At 71.3% G+C, this 13,770-nt stretch carries 13 protein-coding genes; 9 read left to right on the forward strand and 4 right to left on the reverse strand.

Annotation, left to right across the window (positions count from 1 at the left end; translation table 11 throughout):
• Positions 1-114: 114 nt before the first annotated feature.
• From JYK18_RS30735 to JYK18_RS30765, 7 genes are read left to right on the forward strand one after another with little or no spacing between them, the layout of a single operon-like run.
• Entirely contained in the window at positions 115-1,383 is a 1,269-nt protein-coding gene (locus JYK18_RS30735) for an ROK family transcriptional regulator (protein ID WP_206808213.1), read from the forward strand.
• Positions 1,384-1,415: 32 nt separating this feature from the next.
• Positions 1,416-2,756 carry an extracellular solute-binding protein gene (locus JYK18_RS30740; protein ID WP_206806930.1) on the forward strand — a complete coding sequence of 447 codons (1,341 nt, stop codon included), beginning with the start codon at positions 1,416-1,418 and terminating at the stop codon, positions 2,754-2,756.
• Positions 2,757-3,746, forward strand: a complete 990-nt coding sequence (locus JYK18_RS30745; protein ID WP_206806931.1) for a carbohydrate ABC transporter permease — start codon at positions 2,757-2,759, stop codon at positions 3,744-3,746.
• Positions 3,746-4,621, forward strand: a complete 876-nt coding sequence (locus JYK18_RS30750; RefSeq protein WP_206806932.1) for a carbohydrate ABC transporter permease — start codon at positions 3,746-3,748, stop codon at positions 4,619-4,621. Before JYK18_RS30745 ends, JYK18_RS30750 begins: the two co-directional genes overlap by 1 nt.
• Positions 4,618-5,898, forward strand: a complete 1,281-nt coding sequence (locus JYK18_RS30755) for a 6-phospho-beta-glucosidase (RefSeq protein ID WP_206806933.1) — start codon at positions 4,618-4,620, stop codon at positions 5,896-5,898. The genes JYK18_RS30750 and JYK18_RS30755 overlap by 4 nt, the downstream gene beginning before the upstream one ends.
• On the forward strand, positions 5,895-6,911 hold the full coding sequence (locus JYK18_RS30760; RefSeq protein WP_206806934.1) for an N-acetylglucosamine kinase: 1,017 nt from the start codon (positions 5,895-5,897) through the stop codon (positions 6,909-6,911). Before JYK18_RS30755 ends, JYK18_RS30760 begins: the two co-directional genes overlap by 4 nt.
• Positions 6,904-7,974 (forward strand): ABC transporter ATP-binding protein, encoded by a 1,071-nt coding sequence (locus tag JYK18_RS30765; RefSeq protein WP_206806935.1) that lies wholly within the window; start codon positions 6,904-6,906, stop codon positions 7,972-7,974. Before JYK18_RS30760 ends, JYK18_RS30765 begins: the two co-directional genes overlap by 8 nt.
• On the opposite strand, the gene JYK18_RS30770 is transcribed toward JYK18_RS30765, so the two are convergent.
• Positions 7,961-8,989 (reverse strand): hypothetical protein, encoded by a 1,029-nt coding sequence (locus tag JYK18_RS30770; RefSeq protein WP_206806936.1) that lies wholly within the window; start codon positions 8,987-8,989, stop codon positions 7,961-7,963. The genes JYK18_RS30765 and JYK18_RS30770 overlap by 14 nt on opposite strands.
• 61 nt (positions 8,990-9,050) lie before the next feature.
• On the opposite strand from JYK18_RS30770, the gene JYK18_RS30775 reads away from it, so the two are divergent.
• The gene (locus JYK18_RS30775) at positions 9,051-9,764 is read left to right on the forward strand and encodes an MBL fold metallo-hydrolase (RefSeq protein WP_206806937.1); all 714 of its coding nucleotides are present in this window, start codon (positions 9,051-9,053) and stop codon (positions 9,762-9,764) included.
• 4 nt (positions 9,765-9,768) lie between these two features.
• On the opposite strand, the gene JYK18_RS30780 is transcribed toward JYK18_RS30775, so the two are convergent.
• Genes JYK18_RS30780 through JYK18_RS30790 form a run of 3 tightly spaced genes read right to left on the reverse strand, consistent with a single transcriptional unit; the run spans position 9,769 to position 12,283 of the window.
• Positions 9,769-10,149, reverse strand: coding sequence for a TIGR03618 family F420-dependent PPOX class oxidoreductase (locus tag JYK18_RS30780; RefSeq protein ID WP_206808214.1), 381 nt, complete (start codon positions 10,147-10,149; stop codon positions 9,769-9,771).
• Positions 10,149-11,588 carry a cell wall metabolism sensor histidine kinase WalK gene (locus tag JYK18_RS30785; RefSeq protein ID WP_206806938.1) on the reverse strand — a complete coding sequence of 480 codons (1,440 nt, stop codon included), beginning with the start codon at positions 11,586-11,588 and terminating at the stop codon, positions 10,149-10,151. The genes JYK18_RS30780 and JYK18_RS30785 overlap by 1 nt, the downstream gene beginning before the upstream one ends.
• On the reverse strand, positions 11,585-12,283 hold the full coding sequence (locus tag JYK18_RS30790) for a response regulator transcription factor (RefSeq protein ID WP_153037298.1): 699 nt from the start codon (positions 12,281-12,283) through the stop codon (positions 11,585-11,587). The genes JYK18_RS30785 and JYK18_RS30790 overlap by 4 nt, the downstream gene beginning before the upstream one ends.
• A gap of 123 nt (positions 12,284-12,406) precedes the next feature.
• Between JYK18_RS30790 and JYK18_RS30795 the strand changes: the two genes are divergently transcribed.
• Positions 12,407-13,768, forward strand: a complete 1,362-nt coding sequence (locus JYK18_RS30795) for a ferric reductase-like transmembrane domain-containing protein (RefSeq protein WP_206806940.1) — start codon at positions 12,407-12,409, stop codon at positions 13,766-13,768.
• Positions 13,769-13,770: the final 2 nt, after the last annotated feature.

Here is a 13,770-nt window from a genome sequence, read left to right on the forward strand (position 1 = left end):
TTCGGGCGAACTGTTGACGAGGTGTGGCCCGGATCACTACGCTGACGGAAACCGTCTGGAAAGTTAACAGATTAATTTCAGGGGAGCCGCCCAGTGCGAGCAGGAAGCCCACGGCTGCTGCGCGAGATCAACGATCGCGCCGCGATCGACACGTTGCTGCGCGAAGGGCCGCTGACCAGGTCGGACCTGGAGTACGTGATCGGCCTGTCCAAACCGGCCACCGCCCAGTTGCTCACCCGCCTGGAACAGGACGGGATCGTGGTCAAGGACGGGGTGCGCGGCGGCGGGCGCGGCCCGCGTGCCCAGCTGTGGTCGGTCAACGGCGCGGTGGCGCACGTGGCCGCGGTGGACCTGACCCCGCACGCCGCCGAGTTCGCCATCGCCGACATCACCGGCAAGGTGCTCACCGAGTACAGCGCGCCGCTGCCGGTCGAGGCGGGCGCCGATGTGGCCGGCGCTTTCCGCGAGGCGACGATCGCCGCGGCCGCGAGCGCGAACCTGGCGCTGGAAGACCTCAAGCACGTGGTGATCGGCGCGCAGGGCGCGCTCAACCCGGCGACCGGGCACCTGGAGTCCGCCCCGCACCTGCCCGGCTGGTCCGGGTTCGACCTGCCGGGCAAGCTGTCCGAGGCGCTCGGGGTCGGGGTCACCATCGAGAACGACGTGAACCTGGTGGCGCTGGAGGAGATGATCTCCGGCGAAGCCGCCGAACTGCGTGACTTCGTGCTGGTGTGGCTCAGCGAAGGCGTCGGTGGCGCGGTGGTCGTCGGCAGGCGGCTGCTGCGCGGTGCCACCGGCGGCGGCGGGGAGATCGACTGGCTGCGCATCCCGGGCAGCGACGGGAGCGAAGGCGCCGACGGCAGCACCGACGGCACCGGCAGCGGCGGCAGCACCGGCGGCACCGGCAGCGGCACCGGCGGCGGCAGCGGCGGCAGCAGCGGCACCGGCAGCGGCACCGGCAGCGGCGGCGGCCGGTTCGGCGACCTGGTCGACTCGCCCGCCATCGTCGCGCTCGCCGCCGAACACGGCCTCGCCGGAACCACCGGCTGGACGGTCGTCGGCCAGGCTGTCCGAAGTGGACCGGACGGACTGCCGTTCCTGCGGGTGCTCGCCCGCCGGGTGGCCCTCGGCGTGGCCAATGTGGTCAGTGTCGTCGACCCGGAAACCGTGCTGCTGTGCGGAGAAGTCAGCCGCGCCGGTGGTGAGGTGCTGACCGGCCTGGTGGCCGAGGAACTGCACCGGCTGGTCATCCCGCGCACCCGGGTCGGCCTGGCTTCGGTGCCGGGCAACGCCGTGCGCGCGGGCGCGCTGCACTCTGCACTGGCCAAGGTGCGCGAGCAGCTGTTCGGCCTCGCTCCGGCCGCGGCCGTCCCGATCTCCTGAAAAAGTCCCGATCCCCCAACCTAGGAGTGCCTATGCGGGCGTTGAAACTGCTTCTCGGCATCGCGTCGGTTTCCCTGCTCACGGCCTGTTCCGGCGCGGCGAGCGGCCCGGCGGGCGGCGGTGAGATCGGGGCGGCGCCCGGCAAGGACGAGGCGCTCACGCTGACCGTCTACAGCAAGTTCACCTCGCGTGAGTACGACGTGGTGACCAAGGGCCTGGAGAAGCTCAAGACCAAGTTCCCGAACATCCAGATCAAGCACGAGGGCAACCAGGACGACGACAAGCTCACCCAGTCCATCCGCGGGGGCAACCCGCCGGACGTGGCGATCTCGTTCTTCACCGACAACCTCGGCGCCTGGTGCTCCACCGGCAGCTTCCTCGACCTCAAGCCCTACATCGACCGGGACCAGGTGGATCTGAACCAGATCCCGGAGGCGGTGCGCAGCTACACCGAGTTCCAGGGCAAGCGGTGCGCCATGCCGATGCTCGCCGACGTCTACGGCTTCTACTACAACAAGGACCTCTTCGCCGCGGCCGGGCTGAGCGCGCCGCCGAAGACCACCACCGAACTGCTGGAGATGTCCAAGCGGCTGACCCAGTTCAACCCGGACGGCTCGATCAAGGTGGCCGGTTTCCTGCCATCCATGCCGTTCTACGCCAACCAGGCGCAGATCTGGGCGCCGAACTTCGACGCGCACTGGCTGGGCGCCGACGGCAAGTCGGGCCTCGCCGCCAGCCCGGAGTGGAAGGCGATGTTCGAGTTCCAGAAGCAGCTGATCGACTCCTACGGCGGGCCGCAGAAGGTCGAGCAGTTCAAGTCCGGTCTCGGCGACGAGTACTCCGCCGACCACGCCTTCCACCGCGGCAAGATCGCGATGATGTTCGACGGCGAGTACCGCACCGCCTTCCTGGCCGACCAGGCGCCCGAGGTGAACTACGGCACCGCGCCGCCGCCGGTGCTCGACAGCAAGCCGGACCGCTACGGCGGCGCCTTCACCACCGGCACCATCATCGCCATTCCCAAGGGCGCCAAGAACCCCGGCGCGTCGTGGGAGCTGGTCAAGCACATGTCGACCGACACCGACACGCTGGTGGAACTGGGCAACGGGCTGAAGAACGTGCCCAGCACCGAAACCGCGCTGAAGGACCCGCGGCTGCAGGTGAGCGACCAGTTCCGCGAGTTCCTGACCATGTTCTCCAGCGGCAAGCTGCTGCCGAACCCGACCACGCCGATCGGCGACGCGCACCTCAAGGCGGTCAACGACTTCGCCGCGCGCTGGCAGGCGGGCAACGAACCCGATCTGGCGGCCGGCCTGCAGAAGGTCGACGCGCAGATCAACGACGAACTGGCCCAGAAGTCCGGCGGCAAGTAGGTGACCGCCACCCTGGGCCGCGCGGTCGCGCCGTCCCCGGTCCCGCCGAAGCGGCGGGGCCGGGGCGGCCGCGGCCGCCGCCGCTGGACCGTGCTGGCCTTCCTGGCCCCGGCGCTGATCGGCTTCACGATCTTCTTCGCCTACCCGCTGATCGCCACGGTGTACTACTCGTTCACCCGCTACGACCTGGTGAACGCGCCGGAGTGGATCGGCTTCGACAACTACGTGCGGATGTTCACCACCGAACCGCTGGTGGGCACGGCGGCGTGGAACACGCTGTGGCTGGTGGTCGTGCTGACCGTGACCCGGGTGCTGTTCTCGCTCGGCGTGGCGTCGGTGATCGCGCGGCTCAAGAGCGGCGTCGGGCTGATCCGGACGCTGTGCTACCTGCCCGCGCTCGCCCCGCCCGCCGCCGCGACGCTGGCCTTCGTGTTCCTGTTCAACCCGGAATTCGGGCCGGTGAACCGGTTCCTGCGCCTGCTCGGGATCGACGGCGGGCTGTGGTTCAACGATCCGGCGATGTCGAAACCGGCGCTGACCCTGCTGGTGCTGTGGGGTTCCGGCGAGCTGATGATCATCATCCTGGCCGCGCTGCTGGACGTGCCGCAGGAGCAGTACGAGGCCGCGGAACTGGACGGCGCCGGGCCGCTGCGCCGGTTCTGGCACGTCACGCTGCCGACGATCTCGCCGGTGCTGCTGTTCGGCGTGGTCAACTCGATCATCTTCGCGCTGCAGTTCTTCACCCAGGCGGTGGTGGCCAGCGGGGTGGCCTCGGGCAGTTCCGACGTCGCGGGCAACACCAAGTACATCGGCGCCCCGCAGAACTCCACGCTGACCTACCCGGTCTGGCTGTACGTGCAGGGCTTCCGCTACTTCAACATGGGGTACGCGGCGGCGATGGCGGTGCTGTTGTTCGTCGTCTCCTTCGGCTTCACCTGGATCCTGGTGCGCCAGTTGCGCAAGGCCTCGGCCGCGGAAGGGGGTGCTTGATGGTCGCGGTGACCGAACGGCCGCTCAAGCCGGTCGAGCGGCGCAAGCAGTCGTGGGACCGCAGGCTGCAGTGGGTGGCGGTGCACGCGCTCGGGCTGACACTGGGCATCGGCTTCACCCTGCCGGTGGTCTTCGTGGTGCTGACCGCGGTGATGGCCGACGACCAGGCGATGACCTCGAGCCTGTGGCCGCAGGACTGGCACTTCGAGAACTTCATCGAGGTGTTCGAGAAGGTGCCGCTGCTGGACTACCTGGTCAACAGTCTGACCTACTCGCTGCTGGCGACGCTGGGCATCCTGCTCTCGGCGATCCCGGCGGCCTACGCGCTGGCGAAACTGCGGTGGCGCGGGCAGAACCTGTTCTTCATGCTGACCGTGGCCGCGATGATGCTGCCCCCGCAGGTGGTCGTGGTGCCGTTGTACGACCTGTGGGTGCGGCTGGGCTTCACCGGCAGCCTCGTGCCGCTGATCGTGCCGTACTTCCTGTTCGACGCGTTCAGCGTGTTCCTGCTACGCCAGTTCTTCCTCACCATCCCGCGTGACTACCTGGAGGCGGCCAAGATCGACGGCTGCTCCGAGTTCGGCGCGATGGTCAAGGTGCTGGTGCCGATGGCCAAGCCGGGTATCGCGGCCACCGCGATGTTCGGCTTCCTCTACACCTGGAACGACTACTTCGGCCCGCTGCTCTACACCGGGGAGAACCGGGACGGCTGGCCGCTGTCGCTGGCGCTGGCTTCGTTCCGCGGCATGCACCACGTGGAGTGGAACCTGACCATGGCGGCCACCGCGCTGATCATGGCGCCGGTCATCGTGTTGTTCGCGTTCGCCCAGAAGTCGTTCGTCCGGGGAATCACGTTCACGGGAGTCAAGGGTTGAAACTGACAGTGGTCGGTGGGGGATCCACCTACACGCCGGAGCTGATCGACGGCATCGCCGGCAGACGCTCCACTTTGGACGTCGACGAGATCGTGCTGGTGGATCCGGACGCGCACCGGCTGGAGATCGTGGGGGAGTTCAGTTCGCGGTTGCTGGCGCACGCCGGGCACCCGGCGAAGATCAGCACCACGAGTGAGCTCGACCGGGGGGTGGACGGCGCGGCGGCGGTGCTGCTGCAACTGCGCGTGGGCGGGCAGACCGCGCGCCGCTCCGACGAGACCTTCCCGCACCGGTGCGGCTGCGTCGGGCAGGAGACCACCGGCGCGGGCGGGCTGGCCAAGGCCCTGCGCACGGTGCCGCTGGTGCTGGACATCGCCGACCGGGTGCGGGAGGTGGCCGGGGACGACACCTGGATCGTCGACTTCACCAATCCGGTCGGCATCGTCACGCGGGCGCTGCTGAACCGGGGGCACCGCGCGGTCGGGCTGTGCAACGTGGCGATCCACCTGCAGCGCACCTTCGCCGGCCTGCTCGGCGTGGACCACGAGCACCTGCGGCTCGACCACGTGGGGCTGAACCACCTGAGCTGGGAGCGCGGGGTGCGGGTCACCGGCACCGACGGCACGGTGGCCGACCGGCTGCCCGAGCTGATCGAGCACCACGCGGACGCCGTCGCCGACCACCTGGACATGCCGGTGGACTGGCTGCGCCGGTTCGGCGTGGTGCCCTCCTACTACCTGAAGTACTACTACTCGCACGACGAGGTCGTCGAGAAGCAGCAGACCGAGATGCCGCGCGCCGACGTGGTCACCGAGGTGGAGAACGAACTGCTCAAGGTCTACCAGGACGAGGAAGTGGTGACCAAGCCCGAGCAGCTTTCCCGGCGTGGCGGGGCGTTCTACTCCGAGGCGGCGGTGCAGCTGGTGCACGCGCTGACCGGCGGGGGACCGGCCGAGGAGCACGTGGTGAACGTGCGCAACAACGGCACCCTGCCGTTCCTGCCCGACGACGCGGTGATCGAGGTGCCGTCCACTGTGGATGGTGCGGGCGCGCGGCCGTTGCCGGTCGCGCCGGTGGAACCGATGCTCGCCGGGCTGATCGCGCACGTGACGGCGTACGAGAACCTGGCGCTGGAAGCCGCCCTGCACGGCGGTCGCGAGCGCGTGGCCGACGCGCTGCTCGCGCACCCGCTGATCGGCCAGTACCGCCAGGCGGACCTGCTCGCGGACGCGCTGATCCACGAGAACCGCGACCTGCTGCCGTGGGCCAAGGCATGACGTCTCCGGAGCTGGTGGTGGCGATCGACGGCGGCAACAGCAAAACGGACGTGCTGCTGGTCGACGCCACGGGGAACGTGCTGGGCAAAGCACGCGGGCCCGGTGCCTCCCCGCAGAACGTGGGTGTGGACGCCTGCGTGGCCACGCTGGAGCGGCTGGTCCTGGCCGCGCACGACGACGCGGGCCTGCCCGCCGAGCGGCCGTTCGCCGTGCACACCTCGGCCTACCTCGCGGGCCTGGACCTCCCGCAGGAGGAGGAGGTACTGCACGCCGCGCTCACCGCGCGCGGCTGGTCGCCTTCGCTGACCGTCGGCAACGACACGTTCGCGCTGCTGCGGGCCGGGACCTCCAGCGGGACCGGCGTGGCCGTGGTCTGCGGGGCCGGGATCAACTGCGTCGGCGTCGGACCGGACGGCCGCGTGCACCGCTTTCCCGCGCTGGGCCGGATTTCCGGGGACTGGGGTGGGGGCTCGCACCTCGGCGAGGAAGCGCTGTGGTGGGCCGTGCGCGCGGAGGACGGCCGTGGTCCGACGACCGCGCTGCTGCCCGCGGTGAAGGCGCACTTCGGTGTGGACGCGGTGGTGGAGGTGGTGCACCGCCTGCACTTCGGGCGGTTGTCCACGCACGTGCTGAACGAGCTGTGCCCGGTGTTGTTCGACGTGGCCGCCACCGGGGACGAGATCGCCCAGGGTGTGGTGGACCGGCTGGTCGAGGAGGTCAGCGTGCTGGCCGGAGTGAGCCTGCGCCACCTCGGGCTGACCGGCGGCACACCGGAGGTGATCCTCGGCGGCGGGGTGCTGACTGGGGTGGCCGAGCCGGTGATCGCCGAGATCGAGCGCCGCACCAGGAAGGGGGCACCGCACGCGGTGTTCCGCGTGGTGGACGTGGCGCCGGTGGTCGGCGCGGCGTTGCTGGGCTTGGACGCGATCGGCGCGGACGTGCCCGCCAAGGAGCGGCTGCGGCTGCTCTCCGGGGGAGTGGTGACCGAGACTCGGGAGGAAACGCATGGCTGAGGTGGCTTACGTCGGGGCGTCCCGGATCTACCCCGGCACGCCGGAGGTGCGCGCGGTGGACCAGCTGGAACTGGAGGTGGCCGACGGCGAGTTCCTGGTGCTGGTCGGGCCGTCCGGCTCGGGCAAGTCGACCGCGCTGCGCATGGTCGCCGGGCTGGAGGACGTCGACGAGGGCGCCGTCCACATCGGACGGAACGACGTCACGCACACCCCGCCCAAGGCCCGCGACATCGCCATGGTGTTCCAGTCCTACGCGCTGTACCCGCACATGTCGGTGGCCGAGAACATGGGCTTCGCGCTCCGGCTCAAGGGCCTGCCGAAGGCCGAGATCCAGGCCAAGGTGGCCGAGGCGGCGGCCATGCTGGACCTGACGAAGTACCTGGAGCGCAAGCCGAAGGCGCTCTCCGGCGGGCAGCGGCAGCGGGTGGCCATGGGCCGGGCGATCGTCCGGGAACCGTCGGTGTTCCTGATGGACGAGCCACTGTCCAATCTGGACGCCAAGCTCCGGGTGGAGACGCGGGCGAACATCGCCGCGCTCCAGCGCAGGCTGGGCACCACCACCATCTACGTCACGCACGACCAGGTCGAGGCGATGACCATGGGGCAGCGCGTGGCCGTGCTCAAGGACGGCCTGCTCCAGCAGTGCGCCACCCCGCGCGAGCTCTACGACCGCCCGGCGAACGCCTTCGTGGCCGGCTTCATCGGCTCACCGGCGATGAACCTGCGCACGCTGCCGGTCACCGGCGGCCGGGCCCGGCTCGGCGACCTGTCGATCGCCGTGCCGAACGCGGTCGAACTGCCCGAGGTGACCTTCGGCGTGCGGCCGGAGTCGCTGCGGCTGGCCGGCGCGGCGGACGAGGCCGTCGAGCTGACCGTGGAACTGGTGGAGGAGCTCGGCGCGGACGCCTACGTGCACGGCGCGGACGGCACGGGCCGCCTGGTGGTGCGCGTCGACGGCCGCGTGCCGCCGCGGCTGGGCGAGGTGGTCCGGGTGGCGCTGCGCGACCACGACGAGGTGCACTTCTTCCACCCGGTCACCGGAGACCGCCTCAGTCCTCGGTAGCCGCCAGGTAGGGGTGCACGGTCTCGGCCAGGTGCGGCCGCGGGGTGAACCAGTCGGCGAAGTCCAGGCCCTTGACCCCGTCCTCGATCTCGCCCTCGAACAGCAGCTCGTGGTCGAGGTCCTCGAAGGCGTGCTCGTTGAACGCGGCGAAGATCTGCTCCAGCGGCAGCTCCTCGCTGATCCCGGACAGGTCCAGCTGCACGGCCGCGGCCGACTTGATCAGGTGCAGTCCCAGCGCCTCGGCGGTGCTCAGCGGCGCGGTCCAGCCGGGCTGGCACAGCCGGTAGCCCAGGATCGCGGTGCTGACCAGGAACTGCTTGGCGAACAACGCGGTGTACTGGTCGGCGAAGCGCTCGGGCAGCTGGTCGAGCACCCACAGGGTGTCCTGCTCACCCGCGGTCACCTCGGCCTCTTCGAGCGCCTGGATGTCCTGGAACAGCTCGTCGGTGAGCACCTCGATGCCCTGCACGAAGGCGCCGGCCACCAGGGTGGCGTGCTCGGCGGAGACCGAGTCCTCGTCGTCGGGCGCGTGGCCGAAGGCTTCGAGGCCGAACGCCCGCAGCTGGTCGGCGCTGGCGAGCAGCTGCTCGCGGGCGGCGGCCAGCTCCTCCTCGGTGGGCTCCTCGGCCGCCTCGTCGTCGTCGATCTCGACCGGCTCCTCGTCACCGGAGAACGCGGCCTCCAGGTCCTCGTCGGAGGCGGAGACCTCGCAGCGGCGCACGGTCCAGTCGGCGAGCAACTCGGTGCGGTCGAGCAGTTCGTCGAGCACGTGGCGGGCGCCGTCCTCGGCGAGCACCAGCGCGGGCGCGTCGAGCGCCCAGGTGATCACCGCGCCGGTGGCGGACACCTCGACGCTGTGGTCCACGGGTTCGATCTCCACCCCGTCGGGACCTTCGACGGCGGCGAGCTGGTCGAGCTGCTCGTCGAGCAGGGCGGCGACCCCGAGCCGCTGGAGCGCGTCCAGTCCGGCGGCGTCGGCTGGCGGGACGATTTCGGCGATGAGCTGGTACTCCACGCGCGGAAGTGTGGCACCCCGCCCGGACACGCGCGCGGGGGGTCCCCAGTACGGTGAGTGCATGCCGGATCGCCTGTACTTCCGCCAGCTGCTCTCGGGCCGGGATTTCGCCGTGGGCGACCCGGTGGCCACCCAGATGGTCAACTTCGCCTACCTGATCGGGGACCGCGAGACCGGGGAAGCGATGGTCGTCGACCCGGCCTACCGGGTGGCCGACCTGCTCGACGTGCTGGCCGCCGACGGCATGCGGCTGACCGGCGCGCTGGTCACCCACCACCACCCCGACCACGTCGGCGGCGACATGATGGGCTTCTCCCTGCCCGGCCTGTCCGACCTGCTCGCGCTGTCCCCGGTGCCGGTGCACGTCAACCAGGACGAGACCGAGTGGGTCAAGCGGGTCACCGGGGTGTCCGACTCGGACCTGGTCGGCCACGACCACGACGACCTGCTGGAGATCGGCTCGGTGCCGGTCCGGCTGCTGCACACGCCCGGGCACACCCCGGGCAGCCAGTGCTTCCTGGTCGGCGACGACCGCCTGGTCTCCGGGGACACGCTGTTCCTGGAGGGCTGCGGCCGCACCGACTTCCCCGGCGGGGACGCGGACGCGATGTACCGGAGCCTGCAGTGGCTGGCCGGGCTGTCCGGCAACCCGGTGGTCTACCCGGGCCACCAGTACTCGGCGGAACCCTCGTCGCCGCTGGCCGACGTCCGCCGGGACAACTTCGTCTACCGGCCGCGCTCCCTGGAGGAGTGGCGCCGGATGTTCGGCGGCTGAGGCGTCAGCGCATGCCCAGGCGGCCGGTCAGCCGGATCTCGATGACCACCCGATCGGGTTTCGGCCGCGGCTGCCGCTGGTACCGCACGGCGTACCGGTCCTCCGCGTCCCGGACCGAGTCCGGGTCGTCGAGCAGCCGCGCGCGGCCCTCCAGGGTGGACCACCGGCGCCCGTCGGCCTGGCTGACCGCGGCCGGGACGTCGCCCCGCCGGACGTTGCGCGCCTTCACGCTCGCCGCGAAGGTGATCACCCTGGCCACCGCGAACTCCTCGTCCACGGTCACGCCCACCGGCACCACGTGCGGCAGCCCGTCCGCGCGCAGCGTGGTCAGCGTGGGGAAGTGCCGCTCCGCCCAGAACGCGCGCAGCTCGTCGGACGGGTCGATCAACGGGGTCCCTCGTTCCTGGTGCGGGGCAGCCGGACGGTGAACCGCGTGCCGCCCGGCGCGCTGGCCAGCGTCACCGTACCGCCGTGCGCGGTGACCAGTGAATGCACCACGGACAAGCCCAGCCCGCTGCCGCCGCGCTCCCTGGCCCGCGAGCGGTCGACCCGGTAGAAGCGGTCGAAGATGCGGGCCTGGTCCTCGGCCGGGATGCCGGGCCCGGTGTCGGCCACCTCCAGCACCGCCTCGGCCGCGGTCGCCCTGGCCACCAGCGTCACCGCGGTGCCCGGCGGGGTGTGCACGGCGGCGTTGGTCAGCAGGTTGTCCAGCACCTGCCGCAACCGCAGCGGGTCGGCGAACAGCCGGATCGGGCCCGGATCGGTGTCCACGGTCAGCTCGTGGCCGGTGTGCGCCACGCGGAAGGCGTCGCCGGCGGCGGTGACCAGCTCGGCCAGGTCCAGCTCCTCACCCCGCAGCGGCGCCTCGACCTCGGCGTCGTCGAGCCGCGCGAGCAGCAGGAGGTCGTCGAGCAGCAGGCTCATCCGGCCCGCTTCCTGGCGCAGCTTCGCCAGGTGCGCCTCGCGCTCGGCGGGTTCGTTGGCCGCCGCGTACTGGAACAGGTCGGCGTACCCGCGGATCGAGGTCAGCGGGGTGCGCAGTTCGTGCGACGCGTCCGCGATGAACCGGCGCAGCCGCTGCTCGGCCGCGGTCCGCGCGCCCAGTGACGAGTCGATGTGCGCGAGCATGGTGTTCAGCGCGGTCCGCAGCTCGTCCACCTCGACGCCGCCGCCGGTCCCGGTCGCGCGGACCGGCAGGTCGGGGGAGTCGGTGAGGTCGCGCGTGGTGATGTCGTGCGCGGTGCCGGCCATGTCGCTGAGCGGGCGCAGGCCCCGGCGCAGCACGATCCGGCCGGTGATCACCAGGATCGCCAGCGCCAGGCTGAAGGTGGCCACCTCGACCGCGATCAGCTGCTGCACCGTGCTGTCCAGTTCGGCCTCGGGCGCGGCGCTGACCAGCACGGTGCCGGTGGCCGGGTCGATCGGGCAGGCCCGCACCCGGAAGTCGCCCTCGCCGCGCAGGTGCACGGTCTGGATGACCTCGGTCTCGGTGGCCGCCCGCGCCACCCCGGCCAGGTCCTCGACGTCCTGCGGCAGCCGGTCCTCCGGTTTCGGCGTGGCGACGCCGTCCTGGACCACGAAGGCCACCGAGTACCACGAGTAGAACGGCGTCGGGTCCTTCGCCGGGTACTTGCGCAGCTTCTCGCTCTCGTCGAGCTGGCTGGAGGTGAGCTGGTCGTCGAGCCGGTCGCGCAGGTAGTCGCGCATGATGCCGACGGTGAGCGCGCCGACCACGGCGAACACGACCAGGGAGAGCGCGGCGAGCGCGAAGGCGAGCCGGGTGCCGAGGCGGAGCCGGTTCCACGCGCCCAGCCAGCGGCTCACCTCGCCGCCTGGCGGACCACGTACCCCACCCCGCGCACGGTGTGGATCAGCGGTTCGGCCTCGGTGTCGAGCTTGCGCCGCAGGTGCGAGATGACCAGTTCGACCACATTGGACTTGCCGCCGAAGTCGTACTCCCAGACGTGGTCCAGGATCTGCGCCTTGGTCAGCACGCCGGGGGAGCGGCGCATCAGGTAGCGCAGCAACTCGTACTCGGTGGGGGTGAGCGTGACCAGCCGGTCGCCGCGGCGGACCTCGCGGGTGTCCTCGTCCAGGCTCAGGTCGGCCACCCGCAGCACCGAGTGCTGCCAGGCCGGGCCGGTGCTGCGCCGCAGGACCGCGCGCAGCCGGGCCATCAGCTCCTCCACCGAGAACGGTTTGACCAGGTAGTCGTCCCCGCCCCTGGTCAGCCCGGCGATGCGGTCGGCGGTGCCGTCCTTGGCGGTCAGGAAGACCACCGGCACCATCGTGCCGGATTCGCGCAGCCGGTCCAGCACGGTGAAGCCGTTGAGATCGGGCAGCATGATGTCCAGCACCACGATGTCGGGGTGGAAGGCCGAGGCCTCGCGCAGCGCGGCCTCACCGCTGCCCGCGGTGACCGCCTGCCAGCCCTCGTACTTCGCCACCGTCGCCACCAGGTCGGCGATGTGCGGCTCGTCGTCGACGACCAGCAGCTTCACCGGGTTGTTCGTGCTCACAGGTGCCATGGTGCGCCACGCCGCCGCCGGAGGCGAGGCGCGGGGGTGGTGCGGCGGGCGACCGACAGGATCTCGACAGGTGGCGGATAGGAACGCCTCAGCTTCGCCGCACAGGCTGGGCTCATGGCCGAAGTCACCACAGCCGGACCACCCGCCCTCCGCGGCGTCGCCGTCCGCCCGCGCACCGCCGCCAGGATCGTGCTGGCCGCCTTCTTCGCCGCGAACGTCGTGGTGGTGACCGCGTTGTTCGCCGCGTCGGGGCCGTCGAGCAACGCGCTCGTCTCGCTCGGCAGGCTCACCGGGCTCTACGGCGCCCTGCTGATGGCGTTCCAGTTGCTGCTGATCGCCCGGTTGCCCTGGGTGGACCGCAGGCTCGGCATGGACCGGCTGACCTCGTGGCACCGGCTGCTCGGCTTCGGCCTGGTGTGGACGCTGACCGGGCACGCGGTGTTCATCGTCTTCGGGTACGCGGCGGTGGAGCACACCGGGCCGATCGACCAGCTCGGCACGCTGATCACCACGATGGAGGACGTGCTGCGCGCGGTGGTCGCGCTGGTGCTGATCCTGGTGGTCGGCGGCCTGTCCGCCCGGTACGCGCGGCGGCGGCTGGCCTACGAGACCTGGCACTTCGCCCACCTGTACACCTATCTCGCGGTGGTGCTCGCGTTCAGCCACCAGGTCGCGGTCGGGGAGACCTTTGTGGACTCCCCGGCGGCGCGGGCGTACTGGTGGACGCTGTGGGGTGTGGCGCTCGGCGCGGTGCTCGCCGGTCGCGTGGTGCTGCCGTTGCGGCGCAACCTCAAGCACCGGTTCCGGGTGTCGGCGGTGGTCCCGGAATCACCGGAGGTGGTGTCGGTGTACATCACCGGCGAGAAGCTGGACGAGCTGCCGGTGCGGGCGGGGCAGTTCTTCCTGTGGCGCTTCCTCAGCCGGGACCGGTGGTGGCAGGCGAACCCGTTCTCGCTGTCCGCCGCGCCCGACGGCCGGTCGCTGCGGCTGACCGTGAAGGCGGTCGGGCAGGGCAGCGCCGGGCTGCGCGGACTGCGGCCGGGGACGCGCGTGTTCGCCGAAGGGCCCTACGGCGCGTTCACCACCGCGCACCAGACCCGCGGCAACGCCCTGCTGATCGCGGGCGGCGTCGGCATCACGCCGATCCGCGCGCTGCTCGAGGAGATCAGCGGGCACGTGGTGCTGCTCTACCGCGTCCGGTCCGAAGCCGACGCGGTGCTGATGGCGGAGCTGACCGCGATCGCCCGCACCCGGGGCGCGGTGCTGCGGCTGCTCACCGGTCCGTCCGATCAGGACGGTCCGGACGGGCCGGTGCTCGGGCCGCGGAACCTGGCCGCGCTGGTGCCCGACGTCGCCGACCGGGACGTGTTCGTCTGCGGTCCGCCCGGGATGACCCAGGCCGCCGTGCGCGGCCTGAAGGAGCTGGGCCTGCCCGCGGCCCAGGTGCACGCCGAGCGGTTCAGCCTGGCCGGTTGAGG

The organism is Amycolatopsis sp. 195334CR (genome assembly GCF_017309385.1).
GTDB lineage: Bacteria > Actinomycetota > Actinomycetes > Mycobacteriales > Pseudonocardiaceae > Amycolatopsis.